Genomic DNA, 24,616 nt, shown 5'->3' with positions numbered 1-24,616 from the left:
GTGGAACCGCGCTTATTTGCGTCTCTGTATCTACAGAGGCGCATTTCTTTTTCAGTAGGGTATTATGATTACTTTTTATGGGAGGGAGAAAAATATGTGGAAAATATTAAAAGAAGATGTGGAAGTCGTTTTTGACCAAGACCCTGCTGCGAGATCTTATTTAGAAGTGATCTTAACTTATTCAGGCCTTCACGCCATATGGGCTCATCGGTTGGCGCATGCGTTTTACAAACGGAAATTATACTTTATCGCCAGGGTCATTTCGCAAATAAGCCGCTTTTTCACGGGAATTGAAATCCACCCTGGTGCCAAAATCGGTCGTCGTTTTTTCATCGATCATGGCATGGGTGTCGTTATTGGCGAGACTTGTGAAATTGGCGATAATGTTACTGTATATCAAGGAGTTACATTAGGCGGAACAGGTAAAGAAAAGGGGAAACGGCATCCTACCATCAAAAATAATGTTCTCATTGCGGCTGGCGCGAAGGTATTAGGATCTATTACGATTGGAGAAAACTCGAAAATTGGCGCAGGTTCCGTCGTTTTGCGCGATGTTCCGGATAATTCGACTGTTGTAGGCATTCCGGGGAGAGTTGTTGTGCAAAACGGGAAAAAGGTGAGAAAAGATTTAAATCATAGAGATTTGCCGGATCCTATTTCAGATAAATTAAAAGAGCTTGAAAAAGAAATAGGAAAATTAAAGGCAGAATTAGATAATCTGAAAAAAAAGGAGGGCGTTCAATGAGTATCAAAATTTATAATACATTATCCAGGAAAAAGGAAGAATTTATTCCTTTAGAGGACAACAAGGTAAAGATGTATGTTTGCGGTCCTACCGTTTACAACTATATTCACATCGGAAATGCTAGACCAGCCATTGTATATGATACAGTTCGTCGATATTTGGAGTACAGAGGGTACGATGTGAAATATGTGTCGAATTTTACCGATGTGGATGATAAATTGATTAAAGCTGCAAATGATTTGGGCGAAACGGTTCCGGAGATTGCAGAACGATTTATTAAGGCCTATTTTTCTGATATTGATGCACTGGGATGCAAAAGAGCAGATGTTCATCCTCGTGTAACGGAAAATATGGAGACAATCATTGAATTCATCCAAGCTCTCATTGACAAAAATTATGCCTATGAAGTCGACGGAGATGTGTATTATAAAACACGGTATTTTAAGGAATACGGAAAGCTTTCGCATCAATCAATAGATGAGCTTCATGCCGGTGCCAGAATACAAATTGGCGAAAAAAAGAGAGATCCGCTTGATTTTGCACTTTGGAAAGCAGCAAAAGAAGGGGAAATTTCATGGGATAGCCCTTGGGGAAAAGGACGTCCTGGTTGGCATATTGAATGCTCCGCAATGGCAAGAAAATATTTAGGGGATACAATTGATATTCATGCAGGCGGCCAAGATTTAACTTTTCCGCATCATGAAAATGAGATCGCACAATCCGAAGCGCTTACCGGCAAACCTTTTGCGAAATATTGGATGCATAACGGTTATATTAATATCAACAATGAGAAGATGTCTAAATCACTCGGAAATTTTATTCTTGTTCAAGACGTTTTAAAGCAGTATGCCCCACAAGTATTTCGATTTTTTATGCTGTCTGTACACTACCGACATCCTATCAATTATTCGAAAGAACTTTTGGATAGTACAAAAAACGGATTGGAAAGAATCCGCACCTCATATATCAATTTAAAGCATCGGCTGGAAAGTAGTGCGAATCTCACTGATGATGATGAAAAATGGCTGGAAGAAATCAGCCGGCTAAAGAAGGAATTTATTCATGAAATGGACGACGATTTCAATACGGCGAATGCTATATCTGTCATTTTCGATTTAGTGAAAAATGCAAACTATTATTTGGAAAGAAAAAACACCTCCGAAAAAGTAATTAAGGCATTTTTGCAGCTATTTAATGAATTTGGCGATGTATTAGGTTTGACATTTGATGTTCAAGAGCTGCTGGACGAAGACATTGAAAGGCTGATAAACGAGCGAAATCAAGCTAGAAAAGAAAGAAATTTTGCTTTAGCCGACAAAATTCGAGATCAGCTCAAGGAAATGAACATTATATTGGAAGATACGCCTCAAGGAACAAGGTGGAAAAGAGGATAAATATGATTGAGCTTGAAAAAATAAAAGAAGCACGGCAGCTTAACGGTCTTGTTTTAGCATATATGGGCGATGCTGTATATGAAGTATTTGTCAGGCATCATCTGTTATCAAAAGGAACTGTCAAACCGGGCCAGCTTCATAAATTGGCGAAGTCGTTTGTTTCGGCCAAAGCGCAGGCAGCGATTTTAAAAACATTAACTGACAACGGCTTTTTCAATGAAGAAGAGCTGGAAATAATGAAAAGAGGGCGAAATGCCAAATCAAACACGGTGCCGAAAAATACCGATGTACAAACATACCGATACAGCACGGCTTTCGAATCTTTAATCGGCTATCTTTTTTTAACAGGTGATCAAGATCGGCTAAACAACGTCATAGATGCTGCAATCGCTGCAACATACGAGAAAGGGGGAGTTGAACGTGGCGGATGAATATATATACGGGAAGAATTCGGTTATCGAAGCATTGAAATCGAACAGGGATATTAACAAAGTGTTTATTGCGGAAAATTCATATACTAAACAAGCGCAGCAAATTATAATGTTGGCGAAAAATAAAGGGGTAGCAGTTCAATTCGTTCCAAAGAAAAAGCTCGATCAGATCGTTTCGGGCAGCCACCAAGGAGTCATTGCGCAAGTTGCTGCATATAAGTATACGGATTTTGAAGATTTGTTCAAATTGTCTGATGAACGCGGGGAAGCGCCCTTTTTTCTGATTCTAGATGAAATTGAAAATCCGGCAAATCTCGGCTCGATTATGAGAACAGCTGATGCTGCTGGAGTACACGGCATTATTATTCCAAAGAACCGGGCGGTCGGTTTAACCAATGTAGTGGCAAAAACGTCAACGGGAGCAATTGAATATGTTCCCGTAGTCCGCGTGACAAACTTGGCACGCACGATTGACGAGCTGAAAAACAGAGGTATATGGATTTACGGCACTGATGCAAAAGGGGAAGACGATTATCGGACAATTGACGGGAAACTGCCCGTTGCATTAGTAATCGGCAGTGAAGGGAAAGGAATTAGCCGCTTAGTAAAAGAAAAGTGCGACTTCCTTGTGAAAATCCCGATGGTTGGTCATGTTACTTCTTTGAACGCCTCCGTTGCTGCCAGTCTATTAATGTATGAAGTTTTTCGTAAACGGCGGCCATCAGGAGAGTAACCAATGGATATTTTATTAGTCGATGGATACAACATTATTGGTGCTTGGCCTGATCTGCAAAAATTAAAAGATGAAAACAATTTGGAGGATGCAAGGAAGATCCTGATCAACAAGATGGCCGAATATCAAGCATACACAGGGATGAAGGTGATTGTCGTTTTTGATGCTCATTTAGTGAAAGGAATTGAAAAAAAATATTTGGATAATCGCGTGGAAATTATTTTCACGAGAGAAAATGAAACCGCTGATGAACGGATTGAAAAGCTGGCCAAAACATTAAAAAATATTAAGACGAAAATTTATGTAGCAACGTCCGACTATATAGAACAATGGACGATTTTTTCCCAGGGAGCTTTGAGAAAATCGGCGCGCGAGCTATATAACGAAGTGGTGTCTATTGAAGAAAGCATTCGAAAAAAAATTCAGCAAATTCAGGGCGAGCGCCCCGCTTCGAAGATTCGCCTTTCTTATGAAGTTGCCGAAAGGTTCGAAAAATGGAGAAGAGGAGATTTATCGTAATTTTGACATAAGTTGACGTTTATGGAAATCTTGCAGTATAATATTTCTAATAATTGTATGCGCGGTCGGGGTGATTTGCATGAGTGTTCAAGACAACAAGGGGGAAAAAATAAAAAAATTGCAGAAGCTTGAAGATGAACAAATTGTAGAGCTCGTCCACAAAGGCGACAGCGCTGCATTGGATTTCTTGATCACAAAATACCGGAACTTTGTGCGGGCCAAGGCAAGATCCTACTTCCTCATCGGGGCGGATCGTGAGGATATAATTCAAGAGGGGATGATTGGATTATATAAAGCGATTCGTGACTTTAAAGAGGACAAGCTTACCTCCTTTAAGGCTTTTGCTGAGTTGTGCATTACCCGCCAAATGATTACTGCCATTAAAACTGCTACCCGTCAAAAACATATTCCTCTAAACTCGTATGTTTCATTGGATAAACCCATTTATGATGAAGAGTCAGATCGCACACTGATGGATGTAATATCTGGAGCAAAAGTAATGGACCCAGAAGAACTCATCATTAACCAGGAAAAGTTTGATGATATAGAATTGAAAATGGGGGAAATATTATCTGATCTTGAACGGAAAGTGTTGTCCCTTTATTTGGAAGGCCGTTCCTATTTAGAAATTTCAGAAGAATTAAACAGGCATGTGAAATCTATTGACAATGCCTTGCAGCGGGTGAAAAGAAAGCTAGAAAGATACTTAGAGCTGAGGGAATTTACTTCATAACTCATTGACATAAAAATTGCCATTATGTTACTGTTTAATAGAGTAAGTATCGGTAGGTGTAATATGAGGAAAAAAATAGTTCTAGCTTGTTCTCAATGCGGCAGCCGAAATTATTCAACGATGAAAAAGGCGACCGAAGAACGGTTGGAAATCAAAAAGTTTTGTAAAACGTGCCAAGCTCATACCACTCATCGGGAAACAAAGTAAATTGCACGATTCTTGGATTTCTGGAGGTAAACAAATGCAGCGCTTGACTGGATTTTTTCGAGATGTCGTAAAAGAAATGAAAAAGGTCAGCTGGCCGAAAAGAAAGGAATTGGTTCGCTATACGATTACGGTCATTACAACGGTAGCCTTTTTTGCTATATTTTTTGCTATTGTCGACTTAGGAATTTCTGAGTTATTAAGGCTTATTCTTGAATAAAAGCCTTTTATCCATGATATAATAGATATTATTCATAAGTCCGTCAGTAAACCCGGTAAACGGGTTTTTTCATTGCCTAAAAATGAAATGGGGAGGGAAGGACAAGGTCCTCTGATATGGAAAAGAACTGGTATGTTGTGCATACATATTCCGGCTATGAAAATAAAGTAAAAGCGAATTTAGAAAAACGCGTAGAGTCAATGGGCATGCAGGACAAAATTTTTCGTGTGATCGTCCCTGAAGAAGAAGAAATGGATATGAAAAGCGGAAAGAAAAAAGTGACGAAAAAAAAGGTTTTCCCTGGGTATGTTTTAGTAGAGCTCATCATGACGGATGATTCATGGTATGTGGTTCGCAACACTCCCGGAGTTACCGGATTCGTCGGCTCTGCAGGGTCTGGATCTAAACCAACTCCGCTTTTGCCGGAAGAAGTACAGGCAATTTTCAAACGCATGGGAATAGAAGAGGCTCGTGTGGAAGTTGATTTTGAATTAAAAGAAACGGTAAAAGTAAATGACGGCCCGTTTGCTAATTTCACAGGCGTTATCGAAGAAATCGATACAGATAGAAAAAAAGTCAAAGTTCTCGTCAATATGTTTGGGCGTGAAACACCAGTTGAACTAGATTTTTCCCAAGTTTCCAAATTGTAAAATGTAGAAAAACAAACTTGAAATCATTAATTAAAAATGGTAATATTTCTTAAGTCGATATGTCTCTGAAAGAGACTGAATGATGCATTAATCTTTCTCTCATTCATATAAAGAAGGATGTTGCATGAGTGGGAGGGTTTTACCCTATTACCACATCACGGACTTAAGGAGGTGTGTCTCGTGGCTAAAAAAGTGATTAAAATCGTGAAATTGCAGATTCCTGCAGGTAAAGCTAATCCTGCGCCGCCAGTAGGACCTGCTCTCGGTCAAGCTGGGGTTAATATCATGGGATTCTGTAAAGAGTTCAACGCTCGCACGGCTGATCAAGCTGGCTTAATTATTCCTGTTGAAATTACGGTATTTGAAGACCGTTCATTTACATTTATTACGAAAACTCCGCCTGCTGCCGTTCTTTTGAAAAAAGCAGCTGGAATTGAATCAGGTTCTGGTGAACCGAATCGTAATAAAGTGGCAACAATTAAACGCGATAAAGTTCGCGAAATTGCCGAAACGAAAATGCCTGACTTAAATGCAGCTAGCGTTGAAGCAGCAATGCGTATGGTTGAAGGCACAGCCCGGAGCATGGGCATTGTGATCGAAGACTAATCAATATGCATTGGTGTAGTAGGTTGCGAGTTTGTTTATTCAAGTTCGCAACCTTTATTCGTGGGAGGTTATTCCGCTAAAACCACATAAGGAGGAAAATGATATGGCAAAAAGAGGTAAAAAATATTTAGAAGCTGCAAAGCTTGTTGATCGTTCAAAAGCTTATGACGTAAAAGAAGCAATTGAATTAGTAAAGAAAACGAATATCGCAAACTTTGATGCGACAGTTGAAGTTGCATTCCGCCTTGGCGTTGATCCTCGTAAAAACGATCAGCAAATCCGCGGGGCTGTTGTGCTGCCGAACGGTACAGGTAAAACACAACGTGTATTAGTATTCGCTAAAGGGGAAAAAGCAAAAGAAGCGGAAGCTGCTGGTGCGGATTATGTTGGCGACAGCGACTACATCAATAAAATTCAACAAGGCTGGTTTGACTTCGATGTTGTTGTGGCTACCCCTGATATGATGGGTGAAGTCGGTAAACTTGGACGTATTTTAGGTCCTAAAGGTTTAATGCCGAACCCTAAAACAGGAACGGTAACATTTGAAGTTGAAAAAGCTGTCAAAGAAATTAAAGCTGGTAAAGTTGAATACCGTGTAGATAAAGCTGGGAACGTTCATGTTCCAATCGGAAAAACTTCTTTTGACAGTGAAAAATTAGTTGAAAACTTTACAACAATCTACGATGCGCTATTAAAAGCAAAACCGGCAGCGGCAAAAGGCACTTACATGAAAAACGTTTCTGTAACGTCTACAATGGGCCCTGGAATTAAAGTGGATCCTTCCAGCTTTGTCGTGAAATAATAAACCGGTTTGACAAGCAGGGTGTATTTTAGTAAAATAAAAATGTTGTGTAATTAAATAGAATTCATTTATACCGTAGACAGTAGGTGCCGAAAGGCTTAATATCCTACCGAGGTGTATGATATAGATTAAGCGGAACGTTTGCTTATTTGTACGATACCTCCATGTCTGCGGGCATGGAGGTATTTCATTTCACCGGCGGTATAAGTGTTCATTTTCAATTTGCAGGAGGTGTAAACAAATGAGCAGCGCAATTGAAAAGAAGAAACAGATCGTTGAAGAAATTGCAGCCAAATTCCGTGAAAGCGTCTCTACTGTTATCGTAGATTACCGCGGTCTTAATGTAGCGGAAGTAACGGAATTGCGCAAAAGACTTCGTGAAGCAAATATAGAGTTCAAGGTTTACAAAAATACGTTAACTCGCCGTGCTGTTGAACAAGCAGAAATTTCTGGATTAGAAGAAGTGCTGACTGGTCCAAACGCTATCGCATTTAGCACTGAAGATGTCGTGGCGCCTGCTAAAATTTTGAATGATTTTGCAAAAGAGCATGAAGCGCTAGAGATTAAAGCTGGCGTCATCGAAGGCAATGTTGCAACAGTTGATGAAATTAAAGCGATTGCTGACCTTCCATCTCGCGAAGGCTTGCTTTCTATGTTGCTTTCTGTACTGCAAGCTCCTATTCGCAACTTTGCACTTGCAACAAAAGCAGTTGCAGATCAAAAAGAAGAGCAAGGCGCTTAAAGCAAATTTTCGTATTAAACTATTAGCAATTTAAAACATAAGGAGGAAAAACAAATGACAAAAGAACAAATTATTGAAGCGATAAAAGAAATGACTGTTCTTGAACTTAACGACTTAGTAAAAGCAATCGAAGAAGAATTTGGCGTAACTGCTGCTGCTCCTGTTGCTGTGGTTGGTGGCGCTGGCGGCGGTGAAGCTGCTGCAGAAAAAACTGAATTCGATGTTATTCTTGCTAATGCAGGTGCACAAAAAATTAAAGTTATCAAAGTTGTTCGTGAAATCACTGGCCTTGGCTTAAAAGAAGCAAAAGAATTAGTTGACAACACTCCAAAACCATTAAAAGAAGGCGTATCTAAAGAAGAAGCTGAAGAACTTAAAGCAAAACTTGAAGAAGTTGGAGCAGAAGTTGAAGTTAAGTAAAAGCTGTTAAATAAATAGAAAAGCTCGCTGATTCATTGGCGGGCTTTTCTTTTATGTATGAATTTCTGCCCGTAGAAAATACTCCTAAAAAAGGGGTGCAGAAAATGAGCGAACATTATTTTTCGGAAAAACCGGAAGTGGAAAGCAATAGGAGAAAAATTGAGTGCACGTTGAGAAATCATCCATTTGCGTTTATGACCGACCGCGGAGTTTTTTCAAAACGGGAGGTTGATTTTGGAACGCAGCTATTAATTGAAACTTTCGCTGCTCCCGAAATTCCAGGAGATATTTTGGATGTAGGCTGCGGATACGGACCGATCGGATTGTCAATTGCAAAATCGGAACCCGATAGAATGATTGATATGATCGATATAAATGAAAGGGCAGTCGAACTTGCAGAACTGAATGCTCGAATAAACAACATTCAAAATGTCCGTGTGTTTCAAAGCAATTTGTTTGAAAATCTGGAAGGGAAATGGTATGCTGCTATTTTAGCAAACCCTCCCATTCGGGCTGGAAAACAAGTCGTCCATCATATATTTGAAAAAAGCTTTGATCATTTAAAAGACCATGGAGAGCTTTGGATCGTTATCCAAAAAAAGCAGGGGGCTCCTTCCGCTAAACAAAAGCTGGAGACTCTGTTTCGTTCGGTAGAAGTGGCAGAGAGAAAAAAAGGCTATTATATTTTTAAAGCAAAAAAAGATTGACCTGCAATCCAGGATATGTTAACATTATAAAATGCCAATATATTAATTTCCATTTGTAGCTAAATTTTTTCTTGGATGTATAGAACCAATCCATTAAGGAAAAAATAATAAAATCAACTATTTCTGCGCAGTGGTTTTCTTTTTTCATAAAGAAAATCCTTTTTCTTTTTACTTGTAATAGTATTTATTTTATTATATAAAACATGGAATGCTATTTACAAGATATTATTATGCTGATTTGAGGGGTGACTCAGTTGACAAGTCAACTAGTTCAGTACGGACGACACCGCCAACGCAGAAGTTATGCGCGTATTAAAGAAGTGTTGGAATTACCTAATCTTATTGAAATCCAAACCTCTTCGTATCAGTGGTTTCTTGATGAGGGTCTTCGTGAAATGTTTCAAGACATATCTCCTATCGAAGATTTCACTGGTAACCTCTCGCTTGAGTTTATTGACTACAGCTTAGGTGAACCGAAATACTCCGTTGAAGAAGCAAAAGAACGCGATGTTACTTATTCTGCCCCGCTGCGGGTAAAAATGCGCCTAATTAATAAAGAAACAGGCGAAGTGAAAGATCAAGATGTATTTATGGGCGATTTTCCGCTTATGACGGAAACCGGCACATTTGTGATCAATGGCGCAGAACGAGTAATTGTTTCCCAATTAGTCCGTTCACCTAGTGTTTACTACAGCGACAAAATTGATAAAAACGGTAAGAAGGGCTTTACAGCTACCGTCATTCCAAACCGTGGCGCTTGGTTAGAGTACGAAACAGATGCAAAAGATGTTATATATGTCCGCATTGATCGCACTCGCAAATTACCAGTTACGGTTCTTTTACGTGCCCTTGGGTTTGGCTCTGATCAAGAAATCATCGATGTGTTCGGAGAAAATGAATATTTAAGAAATACGTTGGATAAAGACAATACCGAAAGCCCAGAAAAGGCGCTTCTTGAAATTTACGAACGCCTGCGTCCTGGTGAACCGCCAACAGTTGAAAACGCAAAAAGCTTATTGATCTCCCGTTTCTTTGATCCAAAAAGATATGATTTAGCAAGTGTCGGCAGATATAAAATTAACAAGAAACTTCATATCAAAAACCGACTCTTTAATCAACGATTAGCAGAAACTCTAGTCGACCCTGAAACTGGAGAAATCATTGCTGAAAAAGGAACTATTATTGATAGAAGAACGCTGGATAAAATTTTGCCTTACCTTGAAAAAGGAATAGGGTTTAAAAAATTCACTCCTGATGGTGGAGTAGTTGATGAAGACATCACGTACCAATCTATTAAAATTTATGCTCCAAACGATCCGGATGGAGAAAAAATTCTCAACGTTGTTGGCAACGCAAACATTGATGAAAGTGTAAAAAACATTACGCCAGCAGACATTATTGCGTCCATCAGCTACTTCTTTAATTTGCTATATGGAGTAGGAAATACAGATGATATTGACCATCTAGGAAACCGCCGTCTTCGTTCGGTAGGGGAGCTTTTGCAAAACCAGTTCCGAATCGGACTTTCACGGATGGAGCGTGTTGTGAGGGAAAGAATGTCCATTCAGGATGCCAATACGATTACTCCGCAGCAATTAATCAACATCCGTCCAGTAATTGCAGCCATTAAAGAATTTTTTGGCAGCTCCCAATTGTCCCAATTCATGGATCAAACCAATCCTCTTGCAGAACTGACGCATAAGCGCCGTTTATCTGCATTGGGACCTGGCGGACTCACACGTGAACGAGCAGGCTTTGAAGTTCGCGACGTCCATTATTCCCATTATGGACGCATGTGTCCAATTGAAACGCCTGAAGGTCCAAATATCGGATTGATTAACTCATTATCAACATATGCAAAAGTAAACCGTTTCGGTTTTATTGAAACGCCGTATAGAAGAGTTGACCCTGAAACAGGGAAGGTAACAGACCGAATTGACTATTTGACAGCTGACGAAGAAGATAACTATGTTGTTGCTCAGGCTAACGTGCCAGTAGCAGAGGATGGAACGTTTTTAGAAGATAATATTGTTGCCCGTTTCCGCGGGGAAAACATAGTGGTGAAAAAAGACCGTGTCGACTACATGGACGTTTCGCCTAAGCAAGTTGTATCAGCAGCAACAGCTTGTATCCCGTTCTTGGAAAACGATGACTCCAACCGTGCATTAATGGGTGCGAACATGCAGCGCCAAGCTGTTCCTTTGCTTCAACCAGAAGCGCCTATTGTTGGTACCGGAATGGAGTATGTATCGGCTAGAGACTCTGGAGCAGCTGTCATCTGCAAGCACGCAGGCGTTGTCGAACGAGTTGAAGCCAACAGAATTTTAGTTCGCCGTTATGAAGAAGTGGACGGCCAAAAGGTTAAAGGTGATCTCGACGAGTACAAATTGTTGAAATTCGTCCGTTCCAACCAAGGAATGTGCTACAATCAGCGCCCAATTGTATCTGTTGGAGACGAAGTCGAGAAAGGCGAAATTTTAGCTGACGGTCCTTCCATGGAAAAGGGAGAGCTTGCTTTAGGCCGAAATGTACTTGTCGCCTTTATGACATGGGATGGATATAACTATGAAGATGCCATCATCATGAGCGAGCGTCTTGTAAAAGAAGACGTCTATACTTCCATCCATATTGAAGAATATGAGTCTGAATCCCGTGATACAAAATTGGGTCCGGAAGAAATCACTCGTGATATTCCAAATGTCGGAGAAGACGCTCTTCGCAACTTGGATGAACGAGGCATTGTCCGCATTGGAGCAGAAGTAAAAGACGGCGACTTGCTTGTTGGGAAAGTAACGCCAAAAGGAGTTACAGAACTGACTGCTGAAGAACGATTATTGCACGCTATTTTTGGAGAAAAAGCACGTGAGGTTCGTGATACATCACTTCGTGTTCCGCATGGGGGCGGAGGTATTGTTCTTGATGTAAAAGTGTTTAACCGTGAAGACGGAGATGAACTGCCTCCAGGTGTCAACCAGCTGGTGCGTGTATACATTGTACAGAAGCGTAAAATCTCTGAAGGAGATAAAATGGCAGGCCGCCATGGAAACAAAGGGGTTATTTCCCGAATTCTCCCTGAGGAGGACATGCCGTTTTTGCCGGATGGAACACCAGTTGACATCATGTTAAATCCATTAGGAGTACCTTCCCGGATGAACATCGGGCAAGTATTGGAATTGCACCTAGGAATGGCGGCTAAGAAGCTGGGCATTCATGTTGCAACTCCGGTATTCGATGGTGCGACAGAAGAAGATGTATGGTCAACAATTGAAGAAGCTGGGATGGCCCGTGATGCGAAAACGGTCCTTTACGACGGCCGCACTGGGGAACCTTTCGATAATCGCGTGTCTGTCGGAATCATGTATATGATCAAACTGGCGCACATGGTTGACGATAAACTGCATGCTCGTTCCACAGGTCCATATTCGCTTGTTACACAGCAACCGCTCGGCGGTAAAGCACAGTTCGGTGGACAGCGGTTCGGAGAAATGGAGGTTTGGGCTTTAGAAGCCTATGGAGCAGCATATACATTGCAAGAAATCCTTACTGTAAAATCAGACGATGTTGTCGGTCGTGTAAAAACATACGAGGCAATCGTAAAAGGCGAAAATGTGCCTGAACCTGGAGTTCCTGAATCTTTCAAAGTATTAATTAAGGAGCTTCAAAGCTTAGGACTGGATGTTAAAATTCTCTCAAGCGATGAACAAGAAATCGAAATGAGAGAATTGGAAGATGAGGTAAATTCCACCCAGTCAGATGGCCTCTCTTTAACGACTGATACAATCGAAGAGGAAGTTGTTGATAAAGAAGAAAAAGATGCAGTTGCCAAAGAGTAAAGGAATTTTTTGCTACGGAAGATAAAAAGGGAGGTAGGCCCCTTGCTGGATGTAAATAATTTTGAGTATATGCACATCGGTCTTGCTTCACCTGATAAAATTCGTTCATGGTCATATGGTGAAGTGAAAAAACCAGAAACGATCAACTATCGTACTTTAAAGCCTGAAAAAGACGGTTTGTTTTGTGAACGTATATTCGGTCCGACAAAAGATTGGGAATGCCACTGCGGAAAATATAAACGGGTTCGCTATAAAGGCGTAGTATGCGATCGATGCGGTGTTGAGGTTACGCGAGCAAAAGTGCGTCGGGAGAGAATGGGGCATATCGAACTTGCTGCCCCTGTCTCTCATATTTGGTATTTCAAAGGGATTCCAAGCCGTATGGGACTAGTTCTTGACATGTCACCTCGAGCATTGGAAGAAGTTATTTATTTTGCCTCTTACGTCGTGACAGATCCTGGGGACACACCACTTGAAAAGAAACAGCTTTTATCTGAAAAAGAGTATCGCACATACCGCGAGAAATACGGAAATGCCTTCCAAGCATCAATGGGTGCGGAAGCAATTAAAAAATTATTGCAAGATATCAATCTTGATAAAGAAGTAGAAGCGTTAAAAGAAGAGCTTAAATCTTCTCAAGGCCAGCGGCGCACAAGAGCGATTAAACGCCTTGAAGTGATGGAAGCATTCAGAAATTCTGGAAATGACCCTTCATGGATGGTGTTGGATGTACTTCCTGTCATTCCGCCTGAATTGCGGCCGATGGTTCAATTGGATGGCGGACGCTTTGCAACTTCCGATTTGAACGATTTGTATCGCCGTGTTATTAACCGAAACAATCGTTTAAAAAGACTGTTGGATCTTGGAGCGCCAAGTATCATCGTGCAAAATGAGAAACGGATGCTTCAAGAGGCTGTTGACGCTCTTATTGACAATGGACGCCGTGGTCGTCCAGTTACTGGACCGGGAAATCGTCCACTGAAGTCACTCTCTCATATGCTGAAAGGAAAGCAAGGACGCTTCCGTCAAAACCTGTTAGGAAAACGGGTTGACTACTCTGGACGTTCCGTTATCGTTGTCGGCCCAAATCTGAAAATGTATCAATGCGGTTTGCCAAAGGAAATGGCGCTTGAGCTCTTTAAGCCTTTTGTCATGAAGGAGCTTGTTGAAAAAGGGCTGGCACATAACATTAAAAGCGCCAAACGGAAAATTGAACGCGTCCATCCTGAAGTTTGGGATGTGTTGGAGGAAGTCATTAAAGAACATCCGGTTCTGCTTAACCGGGCACCGACTTTGCACAGATTAGGAATCCAAGCGTTCGAACCGACGTTAGTCGAAGGGCGTGCCATTCGTCTACATCCGTTGGTATGTACAGCCTATAATGCTGACTTCGACGGTGACCAAATGGCTGTTCACGTTCCGTTATCGGCAGAAGCACAAGCAGAAGCAAGGCTGTTAATGCTTGCGGCTCAAAACATTTTAAATCCGAAAGACGGAAAACCGGTTGTTACGCCTTCACAAGATATGGTGTTGGGGAACTATTACTTAACAATGGAACGTGAAGGAGCGATCGGAGAAGGGAAAATTTTCAAAGATCCTGATGAGGCGCTCATTGCCTATCAAAACGGCCATGTACATTTGCATACACGAATTGCAGTACATGCCGGTTCCTTAAAGAACGAAACATTTACAGAAGAACAAAATAAAAAGCTTCTGATCACAACGGTAGGAAAATTAATATTCAACGAAATACTGCCGAATTCGTTCCCGTATATTAATGAGCCGTCAACTAAGAACATTCAAGAATGCACGCCTGATAAATATTTTGTTGATCCGGCACAGGTAGATGTGCGGGAGCACATTAAAAACCAAGAAATCATTCCGCCATTTAAAAAAGGAATTTTAGGAAAAATTATTGCCGAAGTCTTTAAGAGATTCCATATTACTGAAACATCGAAAATGCTTGACCGCTTAAAAGATTTAGGCTTTAAATATTCGACTAAAGCCGGAATTACAATCGGTGTTTCTGATATTGTTGTGTTGGCGGAAAAAGAAGCAATTTTAAAAGAGGCGCAAGCTAAAGTTGACAATGTCTTGAAGCAATTCAGACGCGGATTAATCACTGAAGATGAGCGGTACGATCGTGTTATCTCTATTTGGAGTGCTGCTAAAGACACCATTCAAAGCAAGTTGATGAATTCATTAGATAAGCGGAATCCGATTTTCATGATGAGCGATTCAGGAGCTCGCGGAAATGCATCTAACTTCACGCAGCTTGCGGGAATGCGCGGACTGATGGCTAACCCTGCTGGACGAATTATTGAGCTTCCGATTAAATCGAGTTTTAGAGAAGGTTTGACAGTGTTAGAATACTTCATCTCGACCCATGGTGCCAGAAAAGGTCTGGCAGATACAGCATTAAAAACTGCTGACTCCGGTTATTTAACACGCCGCCTTGTAGATGTTGCGCAAGATGTGATTATTCGTGAGGAAGACTGCGGAACAGACAGAGGAATTTTAGCGAGAGCGCTGAAAGACGGTTCAGAAGTTATCGAAAAACTCGAGGAACGGATTATCGGACGATATGCAAGAAGATCGGTTATTCATCCTGAAACGGGCGAAGTGCTTGTCAGGGAAAATGAAATGATTACCGAAGACATAGCAGCTCAAATTATCAATGCAGGGATAGAAGAAGTTTGGATTCGCTCTGCATTCACATGTAATACAAGACATGGTGTATGTAAAAAATGTTATGGACGGAACTTGGCTACCGGCACTGATGTCGAAGTAGGCGAAGCGGTAGGAATTATCGCAGCTCAATCGATCGGAGAGCCGGGTACACAGCTGACGATGCGTACTTTCCACACCGGTGGGGTTGCCGGCGACGACATTACCCAAGGTTTGCCGCGTGTTCAAGAATTGTTTGAAGCCCGTAATCCAAAAGGGCAAGCGGTTATTTCAGAAATTGACGGGGTAGTTGCTGAAATTAATGAAGTGAGAGATAAGCAGCAAGAAATTGTCGTCCGCGGTGAAGTGGAAACACGCACATACACGGCGCCATTTAACGCCCGCTTAAAAGTAGCTGTGGGGGATCGTGTAGAGCGCGGCCAAGAAATTACGGAAGGTTCAATAGATCCAAAAGAATTGTTGAAAGTAAAAGACATTTTAGCCGTTCAAGAATATTTGCTTCGTGAAGTGCAAAAAGTGTACAGAATGCAAGGTGTGGAAATCGGCGATAAGCATATTGAAGTAATGGTGCGGCAAATGCTGCGGAAAGTCCGTGTCATCGATTCCGGCGATACGGATGTTCTGCCGGGAACACTCCTTGACGTTCATCAATTTACAGAAGCGAATAAAAAGGTGCTTTTGGAAGGAAAACGCCCTGCAACAGGACGGCCGGTATTGCTCGGTATTACAAAGGCATCGCTTGAAACGGAGTCCTTCTTGTCTGCCGCATCATTCCAAGAGACAACACGCGTATTAACGGATGCGGCCATTAAAGGAAAACGGGATGAACTGTTAGGCTTGAAGGAAAATGTTATTATCGGTAAGCTTGTTCCGGCTGGAACAGGAATGCAGCTCTATAGAAAAATAAAACCGGTCATGAATAAAAAATCCGTTGACGAAACGATTTCGGTTGAATAATTGTCGGGGAAAAGATGGATGCCGTAAAATGCACAGTTGACATCCATCTTTTCCAATGTTAATATTATCAAGGTGTGTAAATATCACCTGTCACTTTGGAGGATATGAAATATGTCTTATGAAAAAGTAGCACAGGCTGAAAAGGTTATTATTGGTACAAAGCAAACAGTGAAAGCTCTGAAAAATGACACTGTAAAGGAAGTTATCATTGCAGTGGATGCTGACCCGAAAGTGACAAACAAAGTGGTTCAGCTGGCTGAAGAGAAAGAAGTTCCTTTAATTAAGGTCGATTCTATGAAGAAGCTCGGAAAAGCTTGCGGAATAGAAGTTGGAGCGGCAGCTGTTGCAATTATAAAATAAACATTGTTTTTGTAGATTTCTGCAAAAACAATTGTTTTTACCAAATTATGAACCGCCTGGATGTGTGGGTTTGAAAAAACGTTTGAAGGGAGGAAATGTATATGCCTACAATTAACCAATTAGTGCGAAAAGGCCGCACGCGCAAAGTAGTAAAATCAAAATCTCCTGCGTTAAACAAAGGATACAACAGCTTCAAAAAAGAACAAACAAATTTATCTTCGCCGCAAAAACGAGGAGTATGTACACGTGTTGGAACAATGACACCTAAAAAACCAAACTCAGCTCTTCGTAAATATGCACGTGTCCGCTTGTCAAACGGAATTGAAGTAACAGCTTATATTCCGGGGATCGGACATAACCTGCAAGAGCACAGTGTTGTGCTAATCCGCGGCGGACGTGTAAAAGACTTGCCTGGTGTCCGCTATCATATCGTACGCGGAGCTCTTGACACAGCTGGAGTTGAAAACCGTAAGCAAGGCCGTTCCAAATATGGAACGAAACGTCCTAAAAACTAAAAGATAATATAATAAATACAGAATGAAGGGAGGAATTTAGTGATGCCACGTAAAGGACCTGTACCAAAACGTGACGTACTACCAGATCCAATTTACAATTCAAAATTAGTAACTCGTCTAATTAATAAAATCATGATTGACGGTAAAAAAAGCAAAGCGCAAAAAATTCTTTACAATGCATTTGATATCGTAAGAGAACGAACTGGCAAAGATCCAATGGAAGTGTTTGAACAAGCATTGAAAAATATTATGCCAGTATTAGAAGTTCGTGCACGCCGTGTAGGGGGCGCAAACTACCAAGTACCTGTAGAGGTTCGTCCTGAACGCCGCACAACTTTGGGTCTTCGCTGGTTAGTAAACTATGCCCGCCTTCGTGGTGAAAGAACGATGGAAGAACGTCTTGCGGCTGAAATCATTGACGCAGCAAACAACACAGGTGCGGCAGTGAAAAAGCGTGAAGATACACATAAAATGGCTGAAGCGAATAGAGCATTTGCACATTACCGCTGGTAATAAACATAATATTTATCAATACCCATGAAGGAAGGAGAAATTACCCGATGCCAAGAGAGTTCTCCTTAGAAAAAACTCGCAATATCGGTATTATGGCGCACATTGATGCTGGTAAGACGACAACAACTGAGAGAATTTTGTTCTATACAGGCCGCATTCACAAAATCGGGGAGACTCACGAAGGAGCTTCCCAAATGGACTGGATGGAGCAAGAACAAGAACGCGGTATTACCATTACATCTGCCGCTACAACAGCTCAATGGAAGGGACATCGGATCAATATTATTGATACGCCAGGGCACGTAGACTTCACGGTTGAAGTTGAACGTTCTTTGAGAGTCCTAGACGGAGCAGTTGCAGTTCTTGATGCTCAGTCTGGTGTTGAGCCGCAAACGGAAACAGTTTGGCGCCAAGCAACAACATACGGAGTGCCGCGCATTGTATTTGTTAACAAAATGGATAAAATCGGCGCAGACTTTTTATACTCTGTCAAAACACTTCACGATCGCTTAGAGGCTAACGCACACCCTATTCAGCTCCCGATTGGAGCAGAAGATCAATTTCAAGGTATCATTGACCTTGTGGAAATGAAAGCATATTACTATCTGGATGATCTAGGTACGCGTTCGGAAGCTCGTGAAATTCCAGACGAGTATAAAGAACAAGCAGAAGAGCTGCACACTCGATTGATTGAAGCAGTTGCAGAGCTTGATGAAGAATTGATGATGAAGTACCTTGAAGGAGAGGAAATTTCCGTTGACGAGCTGAAAGCAGCTATCCGTAAAGGTACTTGTAACGTTGAGTTTTATCCTGTTTTATGCGGCTCAGCTTTTAAAAACAAAGGCGTGCAGCTAATGCTGGATGCGGTAATTGATTACTTGCCATCGCCAATCGATGTGCCACCGATAAAAGGCGTCATCCCTGATACAGAGGAAGAAACAGTTCGCAAATCAAGCGACGATGAACCATTTGCTGCATTGGCGTTTAAAGTAATGACAGACCCATATGTAGGAAAATTAACTTTCTTCCGCGTATATTCAGGAACATTAAGTTCCGGTTCATACGTATCCAATTCCACAAAAGGTAAACGTGAGCGGATTGGACGTATTCTACAAATGCACGCGAATCACCGCGAAGAAATTCCAATGGTATATGCAGGTGATATTGCTGCTGCAGTTGGTTTAAAAGATACAACAACTGGAGATACTCTATGTGATGAAAACCATCCGGTTATTTTAGAATCGATGGAGTTTCCAGAGCCTGTTATCAGAGTTGCGATTGAACCAAAATCAAAAGCAGACCAAGACAAAATGTCAACAGCATTGCAAAAACTATCTGAAGAAGACCCAACATTCAAATCGCATACGGATCCGGAAACTGGCCAAACAATTATTGCCGGTATGGGCGAACTTCACCTTGACATTATCGTTGACCGTATGAAACGTGAATTTAAAGTTGAGTGTAATGTCGGTGCGCCACAAGTTGCGTATCGCGAAACATTCCGCTCATCCGCACAAGTTGAAGGTAAATTCGTACGTCAATCAGGCGGACGCGGACAATACGGTCACGTTTGGATCGAATTCAGTCCAAATGAAGAAGGAAAAGGATTTGAATTCGAAAACGCAATTGTCGGTGGTGTCGTTCCACGCGAGTACATCCCAGCGGTTCAGGCTGGTTTGGAAGATGCAATGCAAAACGGTGTGCTTGCAGGCTATCCGTTAATTGACATTAAAGCTAAACTTTTTGATGGGTCTTACCACGATGTTGACTCAAGTGAGATGGCGTTTAAAATTGCCGCTTCACTTGCCCTTAAAAATGCTGCTCAAAAATGTAACCCGGTACTCCTTGAGCCAATTATGAAAGTTGAAGTAATTGTACCTGAAGAGTACATGGGAGACATCATGGGTGATATCACTTCACGCCGTGGACGTGTGGAAGGAATGGAAGCACGTGGAAATGCACAAGTTGTAAAAGCAATGGTTCCACTCGCTGAAATGTTTGGTTATGCAACCGCACTTCGTTCCAATACACAAGGACGCGGTACATTTACGATGCACTTCGATCATTACGAAGAGGTGCCTAAAAACATTGCAGAAGAAATTATCAAAAAAAATAAAGGCGAATAATTGATTTTCAACCATTGTTCAAGTATAAATACTTATGTAGCCCTTGGATGCGGATGCACTTGCGCCGCCTCCAAGTATTCTATATATTTATTTAAAATGAAACATATTTTTTTAAGGAGGAAAAATTACTTATGGCTAAAGCGAAATATGAACGCTCTAAACCACATGTTAACATTGGTACAATCGGCCACGTTGACCATGGTAAAACTACTTTGACTGCAGCTATTACTACTGTTCTTGCAAAACAAGGTAAAGCTGAAGCTCGTGCATATGATCAAATTGACGGTGCTCCAGAAGAGCGTGAACGCGGAATCACGATTTCAACTGCACACGTAGAATACGAAACTGACAACCGCCACTATGCACACGTTGACTGCCCTGGACACGCAGACTATGTTAAAAACATGATCACTGGTGCTGCTCAAATGGACGGCGCTATCCTAGTTGTTTCTGCTGCTGACGGTCCTATGCCGCAAACTCGTGAGCACATTCTTTTATCTCGCCAAGTAGGTGTGCCTTACATCGTTGTATTCTTAAACAAATGCGACATGGTAGACGACGAAGAATTATTAGAACTAGTTGAAATGGAAGTTCGTGACCTTCTTTCTGAATATGACTTCCCTGGCGACGATGTACCTGTTATCAAAGGTTCTGCGCTTAAAGCACTTGAAGGAGATGCTGAATGGGAAGAAAAAATCATTGAATTAATGAACGCAGTTGACGAATACATCCCAACTCCAGAACGCGATACAGAAAAACCTTTCATGATGCCTGTTGAAGACGTATTCTCTATCACTGGTCGCGGTACAGTTGCAACTGGTCGTGTAGAACGCGGCGTTGTAAAAGTTGGTGACGAAGTAGAAATCGTTGGTTTAGCTGAAGAATCTAAGAAAACAACTGTTACTGGTGTTGAAATGTTCCGTAAGCTTCTTGATCAAGCTGAAGCTGGAGACAACATCGGTGCTTTACTTCGCGGTATCGCACGTGACGAAGTAGAACGCGGTCAAGTTTTAGCAAAACCTGGTTCTATCACACCGCACAAAAAATTCAAAGCACAAGTTTACGTTCTTTCTAAAGAAGAAGGTGGACGTCATACTCCATTCTTCTCTAACTACCGTCCACAATTCTATTTCCGTACTACAGACGTAACTGGAATTATCACTCTTCCAGAAGGCGTAGAAATGGTAATGCCTGGAGATAACGTTGAAATGACTGTTGAACTCATTTCTCCAGTTGCGATTGAAGACGGTACGAAATTCTCTATCCGCGAAGGCGGTCGTACTGTAGGTGCAGGATCTGTTTCAGCTATCCTTGACTAATTGAAAAAAGCGAGTCGAATAGGCTCGCTTTTTTTATTATAAATATGAAGTCTGCAACGCTTTAACTTTTAAAGAAACAACACTAAATTTTATAGGAAATCCTGATTTTTTCTTGCATTAGACACCTGTTTTTTATATAATGTATAACGTTGGTCTTTGACTGCGATGAAGCGGGAGGTTGCTGATACACCCGGCCGCTTTGCCATGGCGGGCGTACAGGAAATTCTCGTGGAGAATTGTCTATGGAAAGTAGGCGAAAAGGAGGGAAAATAATGGCAAAACAAAAAATTCGAATTCGATTAAAAGCGTATGATCACAGAATCCTTGATCAATCTGCCGAAAAAATTGTAGAAACTGCAAAACGTTCGGGAGCAAATGTTTCTGGTCCAATTCCGCTACCGACTGAAAAAACAGTTTATACAATTCTTCGAGCAGTGCACAAATATAAAGATTCTCGTGAACAATTTGAAATGCGTACACATAAACGTTTAATCGATATTGTCAACCCTACACCGCAAACGGTTGATGCGTTAATGCGTTTAGATTTGCCTTCTGGTGTAGACATTGAAATTAAACTGTAACGATAGATTAAAACATTTGAAATTTAGGAGGTGTGACTCATGACCAAAGGAATCTTAGGAAGAAAAATTGGAATGACGCAAGTATTTGCAGAAAACGGTGAATTAATTCCTGTTACTGTAGTTGAAGCATCCCCAAACGTCGTTCTTCAAAAGAAGACTGTTGAAACAGACGGCTACGATGCTATTCAACTAGGTTTTGAAGACAAGCGTGAAAAGCTTGCAAACAAGCCGGAAAAAGGTCACGCTGCAAAAGCAAATACTGCTCCTAAGCGCTTCATTCGTGAAGTTAGAGGTGCTAATGTAGACGAGTATGAAATTGGTCAAGAGGTTAAAGTAGACATTTTTTCTGCTGGGGAACTTGTTGATGTGACAGGTATTTCTAAAGGGAAAGGATTTCAAGGTGCGATTAAACGTCACGGACAATCACGTGGCCCAATGTCTCACGGTTCACGGTACCACCGTCGTCCTGGTTCAATGGGAGCCATTGCACCAAACCGTGTTTTTAAATCAAAAGAACTTCCTGGAAGAATGGGCGGTGAACGCGTAACCGTTCAAAATCTTGAAGTTGTAAAAGTAGATGCTGAACGCAATCTTCTTTTAATCAAAGGGAATGTTCCGGGACCGAAAAAATCATTAGTTATTATTAAATCTGCAGTGAAAGCGAAGTAATTTCAACAGGAAAGGAGGAAACGGAAAAATGCCGAAAGTTACGTTATATAACCAAAACGGATCAGCAGTTGGCGAAATCGAATTAAATGATTCTGTTTTTGGTATTGAGCCGAATAAACACGTATTATTTGAAGCTGTCATTATGCAAAGAGCTTCTCAAAGACAAGGCACTCATAAAGTAAAAAACCGTTCTGAAGTTAGTGGCGGTGGCCGTAAGCCATGGCGTCAAAAAGGTACAGGACGCGCACGTCAGGGATCCATCCGTTCACCTCAATGGCGCGGAGGTGGGACAGTATTTGGACCAACACCTCGCACATATGCATACAAATTACCGAAAAAAGTCCGCCGCTTAGCAATCAAATCAGCTTTATCTTCTAAAGTTCAAGAGAACAATATTGTTGTATTAGAAGATTTAGTGTTGGAAGCTCCAAAAACGAAAGAAATGGCTGGAATTCTCAAAGGGCTTTCCGTTGACCGAAAAGCGCTGATTGTAACAGGAGACGAAAACGAAAATGTAATCCTGTCTGCACGCAATATTCCAGGTGTAACAGTTGTTACGGCTAATGGAATCAACGTGCTGGATGTGTTGAACCATGATAAACTTGTTATTACAAAAGCAGCGGTGGAAAAAGTAGAGGAGGTGCTTGGATAATGAAGGATCCTCGAGATATTATTAAGCGCCCCATCATCACTGAACGTTCAATGGATCTAGTAGCTGACAAAAAATATACATTTGAAGTAGATGTGAAAGCAAACAAAACAGAAGTGAAGGACGCTATTGAAAAAATTTTCGATGTCAAAGTTGAAAAAGTCAACATTATGAATTACAAAGGAAAACTTAAACGTGTTGGCCGGTTCAGCGGTTTGACAAATCGCCGTAAAAAAGCAATCGTGAAATTAACGGCAGACAGCAAAGAAATCGAATTGTTCGAAGCATAATTTTGAAAGTGAAGGAGGGAAACTGAGATGGCGATTAAAAAATATAAACCAACCTCTAACGGTCGCCGCGGCATGACAGTATCTGATTTTGCTGAAATCACTACTGACAAGCCGGAAAAGTCGTTGCTTGCTCCGCTTCATAAAAAAGCAGGACGCAACAACCAAGGTAAGCTAACTGTTCGTCATCAAGGCGGAGGCCATAAACGTCAATATCGTATTATTGATTTTAAGCGCGATAAAGATGGAATACCAGGACGCGTTGCTACTATTGAGTACGATCCAAACCGCTCCGCAAACATTGCATTAATTAACTATGTTGACGGAGAAAAACGCTATATTCTGGCTCCTAAAAACTTAAAAGTAGGAATGGAAGTAATGTCAGGACCTACAGCTGATATTAAAGTTGGAAACGCACTTCCTCTTCAAAATATCCCAGTAGGTACTGTCATTCATAACATCGAATTAAAACCAGGAAAAGGCGGACAATTGGTTCGTTCTGCAGGTACTTCAGCTCAAGTGCTTGGTAAAGAAGGAAAATATGTATTAGTTCGTTTAGCTTCTGGTGAGGTCCGCATGATTTTGGCAACTTGCCGTGCCACTGTCGGCCAAGTAGGGAATGAGCAGCATGAATTAATTAATATTGGTAAAGCAGGTCGTTCCCGCTGGTTAGGCAAACGTCCAACAGTTCGCGGATCTGTTATGAACCCTAGCGATCACCCGCACGGTGGGGGAGAAGGAAAAGCACCTATTGGTCGTAAATCTCCTATGACGCCTTGGGGTAAACCGACTCTTGGGTTTAAAACTCGCAAAAAGAAAAACAAATCCGATAAATTTATCGTTCGCCGTCGTAAAAAATAACGGGGTTGTTCTACGGTTCATCAGAACCGTAGCGCAATCACGAAGGGAGGTAACATTATGGGTCGTAGCTTAAAAAAAGGACCATTCTGCGATGATCATTTAATGAAAAAAATCGAAAAATTAAATGAAACTGGAAGCAAACAAGTCATCAAAACTTGGTCTCGCCGTTCAACTATTTTCCCATCTTTCATCGGTCATACCATTGCGGTCTATGATGGAAGAAAACATGTTCCGGTATACATTACTGAAGACATGGTAGGACATAAGCTTGGAGAGTTTGCTCCAACTCGTACTTACAGAGGCCATGCCGGCGATGACAAGAAGACAAAACGCTAATATGAGAGGAGGATTT

Annotated in this window: 27 protein-coding genes and 2 other annotated features (1 of these 29 cut by a window edge); all 27 genes read left to right on the top strand. The window is 41.4% G+C overall.

Annotated elements, in window-relative coordinates:
- Positions 1–29: a binding site (T-box leader), on the top strand (it extends 205 nt beyond the left edge of the window).
- A gap of 35 nt (positions 30–64) precedes the next feature.
- Positions 65–745 carry a serine O-acetyltransferase gene (cysE, locus tag NSQ61_RS15175; RefSeq protein WP_082829424.1) on the top strand — a complete coding sequence of 227 codons (681 nt, stop codon included), beginning with the start codon at positions 65–67 and terminating at the stop codon, positions 743–745.
- Positions 742–2,139 (top strand): cysteine--tRNA ligase, encoded by a 1,398-nt coding sequence (cysS, locus tag NSQ61_RS15170; protein ID WP_094244874.1) that lies wholly within the window; start codon positions 742–744, stop codon positions 2,137–2,139. Before cysE ends, cysS begins: the two co-directional genes overlap by 4 nt.
- Positions 2,140–2,141: 2 nt before the next feature.
- Positions 2,142–2,570: a Mini-ribonuclease 3 gene (locus NSQ61_RS15165; RefSeq protein ID WP_066247904.1), complete on the top strand. Its 429-nt coding sequence runs from the start codon at positions 2,142–2,144 to the stop codon at positions 2,568–2,570.
- The gene (gene rlmB, locus NSQ61_RS15160) at positions 2,560–3,303 is read left to right on the top strand and encodes a 23S rRNA (guanosine(2251)-2'-O)-methyltransferase RlmB (protein ID WP_327857008.1); all 744 of its coding nucleotides are present in this window, start codon (positions 2,560–2,562) and stop codon (positions 3,301–3,303) included. Before NSQ61_RS15165 ends, rlmB begins: the two co-directional genes overlap by 11 nt.
- A gap of 3 nt (positions 3,304–3,306) precedes the next feature.
- Positions 3,307–3,822: an NYN domain-containing protein gene (locus NSQ61_RS15155; RefSeq protein ID WP_063387141.1), complete on the top strand. Its 516-nt coding sequence runs from the start codon at positions 3,307–3,309 to the stop codon at positions 3,820–3,822.
- A gap of 79 nt (positions 3,823–3,901) precedes the next feature.
- Positions 3,902–4,555, top strand: coding sequence for an RNA polymerase sporulation sigma factor SigH (gene sigH / locus NSQ61_RS15150; RefSeq protein WP_063387142.1), 654 nt, complete (start codon positions 3,902–3,904; stop codon positions 4,553–4,555).
- 63 nt (positions 4,556–4,618) lie between these two features.
- Positions 4,619–4,762 (top strand): 50S ribosomal protein L33, encoded by a 144-nt coding sequence (rpmG, locus tag NSQ61_RS15145; RefSeq protein WP_082829425.1) that lies wholly within the window; start codon positions 4,619–4,621, stop codon positions 4,760–4,762.
- Positions 4,763–4,796: 34 nt separating this feature from the next.
- Positions 4,797–4,979, top strand: a complete 183-nt coding sequence (secE, locus tag NSQ61_RS15140) for a preprotein translocase subunit SecE (protein WP_063387143.1) — start codon at positions 4,797–4,799, stop codon at positions 4,977–4,979.
- Positions 4,980–5,095: 116 nt separating this feature from the next.
- A complete protein-coding gene (gene nusG / locus NSQ61_RS15135) occupies positions 5,096–5,629 on the top strand; it encodes a transcription termination/antitermination protein NusG (RefSeq protein ID WP_063387144.1) in 534 nt (177 codons plus the stop codon).
- Between the two features lie 180 nt (positions 5,630–5,809).
- A complete protein-coding gene (rplK, locus tag NSQ61_RS15130; RefSeq protein ID WP_063387145.1) occupies positions 5,810–6,235 on the top strand; it encodes a 50S ribosomal protein L11 in 426 nt (141 codons plus the stop codon).
- 103 nt (positions 6,236–6,338) lie between these two features.
- Positions 6,339–7,037: a 50S ribosomal protein L1 gene (gene rplA / locus NSQ61_RS15125; RefSeq protein ID WP_063387146.1), complete on the top strand. Its 699-nt coding sequence runs from the start codon at positions 6,339–6,341 to the stop codon at positions 7,035–7,037.
- Between the two features lie 55 nt (positions 7,038–7,092).
- Positions 7,093–7,235 (top strand) — a sequence feature (ribosomal protein L10 leader region).
- Positions 7,236–7,278: 43 nt separating this feature from the next.
- Complete coding sequence (rplJ, locus tag NSQ61_RS15120) at positions 7,279–7,779, top strand: 50S ribosomal protein L10 (protein ID WP_063387147.1); 501 nt, start codon at positions 7,279–7,281, stop codon at positions 7,777–7,779.
- A gap of 54 nt (positions 7,780–7,833) precedes the next feature.
- Positions 7,834–8,199, top strand: coding sequence for a 50S ribosomal protein L7/L12 (gene rplL / locus NSQ61_RS15115; RefSeq protein WP_063387148.1), 366 nt, complete (start codon positions 7,834–7,836; stop codon positions 8,197–8,199).
- A 104-nt stretch (positions 8,200–8,303) separates the two neighbouring features.
- Positions 8,304–8,906: a class I SAM-dependent methyltransferase gene (locus NSQ61_RS15110; RefSeq protein ID WP_117017154.1), complete on the top strand. Its 603-nt coding sequence runs from the start codon at positions 8,304–8,306 to the stop codon at positions 8,904–8,906.
- Between the two features lie 254 nt (positions 8,907–9,160).
- Positions 9,161–12,739 (top strand): DNA-directed RNA polymerase subunit beta, encoded by a 3,579-nt coding sequence (rpoB, locus tag NSQ61_RS15105; protein WP_340807465.1) that lies wholly within the window; start codon positions 9,161–9,163, stop codon positions 12,737–12,739.
- Between the two features lie 42 nt (positions 12,740–12,781).
- Positions 12,782–16,384: a DNA-directed RNA polymerase subunit beta' gene (gene rpoC, locus NSQ61_RS15100; RefSeq protein ID WP_063387151.1), complete on the top strand. Its 3,603-nt coding sequence runs from the start codon at positions 12,782–12,784 to the stop codon at positions 16,382–16,384.
- Positions 16,385–16,495: 111 nt separating this feature from the next.
- The gene (locus tag NSQ61_RS15095; protein WP_340789369.1) at positions 16,496–16,744 is read left to right on the top strand and encodes a 50S ribosomal protein L7ae-like protein; all 249 of its coding nucleotides are present in this window, start codon (positions 16,496–16,498) and stop codon (positions 16,742–16,744) included.
- Positions 16,745–16,845: 101 nt separating this feature from the next.
- Positions 16,846–17,259, top strand: a complete 414-nt coding sequence (gene rpsL, locus NSQ61_RS15090) for a 30S ribosomal protein S12 (protein WP_063387153.1) — start codon at positions 16,846–16,848, stop codon at positions 17,257–17,259.
- Between the two features lie 42 nt (positions 17,260–17,301).
- The gene (gene rpsG / locus NSQ61_RS15085) at positions 17,302–17,772 is read left to right on the top strand and encodes a 30S ribosomal protein S7 (RefSeq protein ID WP_063387154.1); all 471 of its coding nucleotides are present in this window, start codon (positions 17,302–17,304) and stop codon (positions 17,770–17,772) included.
- Between the two features lie 47 nt (positions 17,773–17,819).
- A complete protein-coding gene (fusA, locus tag NSQ61_RS15080; protein ID WP_066247907.1) occupies positions 17,820–19,898 on the top strand; it encodes an elongation factor G in 2,079 nt (692 codons plus the stop codon).
- 131 nt (positions 19,899–20,029) lie between these two features.
- Positions 20,030–21,217, top strand: a complete 1,188-nt coding sequence (tuf, locus tag NSQ61_RS15075; RefSeq protein WP_063387156.1) for an elongation factor Tu — start codon at positions 20,030–20,032, stop codon at positions 21,215–21,217.
- A gap of 272 nt (positions 21,218–21,489) precedes the next feature.
- On the top strand, positions 21,490–21,798 hold the full coding sequence (gene rpsJ / locus NSQ61_RS15070; RefSeq protein ID WP_063387157.1) for a 30S ribosomal protein S10: 309 nt from the start codon (positions 21,490–21,492) through the stop codon (positions 21,796–21,798).
- A 39-nt stretch (positions 21,799–21,837) separates the two neighbouring features.
- Positions 21,838–22,467, top strand: a complete 630-nt coding sequence (rplC, locus tag NSQ61_RS15065) for a 50S ribosomal protein L3 (protein ID WP_063387158.1) — start codon at positions 21,838–21,840, stop codon at positions 22,465–22,467.
- Positions 22,468–22,495: 28 nt separating this feature from the next.
- A complete protein-coding gene (rplD, locus tag NSQ61_RS15060; RefSeq protein WP_144597965.1) occupies positions 22,496–23,119 on the top strand; it encodes a 50S ribosomal protein L4 in 624 nt (207 codons plus the stop codon).
- Positions 23,119–23,406 (top strand): 50S ribosomal protein L23, encoded by a 288-nt coding sequence (gene rplW, locus NSQ61_RS15055; protein WP_063387160.1) that lies wholly within the window; start codon positions 23,119–23,121, stop codon positions 23,404–23,406. Before rplD ends, rplW begins: the two co-directional genes overlap by 1 nt.
- Positions 23,407–23,433: 27 nt before the next feature.
- Positions 23,434–24,264: a 50S ribosomal protein L2 gene (rplB, locus tag NSQ61_RS15050; protein ID WP_063387161.1), complete on the top strand. Its 831-nt coding sequence runs from the start codon at positions 23,434–23,436 to the stop codon at positions 24,262–24,264.
- A 57-nt stretch (positions 24,265–24,321) separates the two neighbouring features.
- Positions 24,322–24,600 carry a 30S ribosomal protein S19 gene (gene rpsS, locus NSQ61_RS15045; RefSeq protein WP_063387162.1) on the top strand — a complete coding sequence of 93 codons (279 nt, stop codon included), beginning with the start codon at positions 24,322–24,324 and terminating at the stop codon, positions 24,598–24,600.
- Positions 24,601–24,616 lie beyond the last annotated feature (16 nt).

The organism is Aeribacillus sp. FSL K6-1121 (genome assembly GCF_038003725.1).
In the GTDB taxonomy this organism is placed as follows: Bacteria; Bacillota; Bacilli; order Bacillales; family Aeribacillaceae; genus Aeribacillus; species Aeribacillus composti.
This window is presented reverse-complemented; position numbering and strand designations above follow the sequence as displayed.

Coding starts and splice junctions, on each gene's coding strand:
- cysE (WP_082829424.1), top strand. CDS start 65: ATGATTACTTTTTATGGGAGGGAGAAAAATATGTGGAAAATATTAAAA.
- cysS (WP_094244874.1), top strand. CDS start 742: ATGAGTATCAAAATTTATAATACATTATCCAGGAAAAAGGAAGAATTT.
- NSQ61_RS15165 (WP_066247904.1), top strand. CDS start 2,142: ATGATTGAGCTTGAAAAAATAAAAGAAGCACGGCAGCTTAACGGTCTT.
- NSQ61_RS15155 (WP_063387141.1), top strand. CDS start 3,307: ATGGATATTTTATTAGTCGATGGATACAACATTATTGGTGCTTGGCCT.
- sigH (WP_063387142.1), top strand. CDS start 3,902: ATGAGTGTTCAAGACAACAAGGGGGAAAAAATAAAAAAATTGCAGAAG.
- rpmG (WP_082829425.1), top strand. CDS start 4,619: ATGAGGAAAAAAATAGTTCTAGCTTGTTCTCAATGCGGCAGCCGAAAT.
- secE (WP_063387143.1), top strand. CDS start 4,797: ATGCAGCGCTTGACTGGATTTTTTCGAGATGTCGTAAAAGAAATGAAA.
- nusG (WP_063387144.1), top strand. CDS start 5,096: ATGGAAAAGAACTGGTATGTTGTGCATACATATTCCGGCTATGAAAAT.
- rplA (WP_063387146.1), top strand. CDS start 6,339: ATGGCAAAAAGAGGTAAAAAATATTTAGAAGCTGCAAAGCTTGTTGAT.
- rplJ (WP_063387147.1), top strand. CDS start 7,279: ATGAGCAGCGCAATTGAAAAGAAGAAACAGATCGTTGAAGAAATTGCA.
- rplL (WP_063387148.1), top strand. CDS start 7,834: ATGACAAAAGAACAAATTATTGAAGCGATAAAAGAAATGACTGTTCTT.
- NSQ61_RS15110 (WP_117017154.1), top strand. CDS start 8,304: ATGAGCGAACATTATTTTTCGGAAAAACCGGAAGTGGAAAGCAATAGG.
- NSQ61_RS15095 (WP_340789369.1), top strand. CDS start 16,496: ATGTCTTATGAAAAAGTAGCACAGGCTGAAAAGGTTATTATTGGTACA.
- rpsL (WP_063387153.1), top strand. CDS start 16,846: ATGCCTACAATTAACCAATTAGTGCGAAAAGGCCGCACGCGCAAAGTA.
- rpsG (WP_063387154.1), top strand. CDS start 17,302: ATGCCACGTAAAGGACCTGTACCAAAACGTGACGTACTACCAGATCCA.
- fusA (WP_066247907.1), top strand. CDS start 17,820: ATGCCAAGAGAGTTCTCCTTAGAAAAAACTCGCAATATCGGTATTATG.
- tuf (WP_063387156.1), top strand. CDS start 20,030: ATGGCTAAAGCGAAATATGAACGCTCTAAACCACATGTTAACATTGGT.
- rpsJ (WP_063387157.1), top strand. CDS start 21,490: ATGGCAAAACAAAAAATTCGAATTCGATTAAAAGCGTATGATCACAGA.
- rplC (WP_063387158.1), top strand. CDS start 21,838: ATGACCAAAGGAATCTTAGGAAGAAAAATTGGAATGACGCAAGTATTT.
- rplD (WP_144597965.1), top strand. CDS start 22,496: ATGCCGAAAGTTACGTTATATAACCAAAACGGATCAGCAGTTGGCGAA.
- rplW (WP_063387160.1), top strand. CDS start 23,119: ATGAAGGATCCTCGAGATATTATTAAGCGCCCCATCATCACTGAACGT.
- rplB (WP_063387161.1), top strand. CDS start 23,434: ATGGCGATTAAAAAATATAAACCAACCTCTAACGGTCGCCGCGGCATG.
- rpsS (WP_063387162.1), top strand. CDS start 24,322: ATGGGTCGTAGCTTAAAAAAAGGACCATTCTGCGATGATCATTTAATG.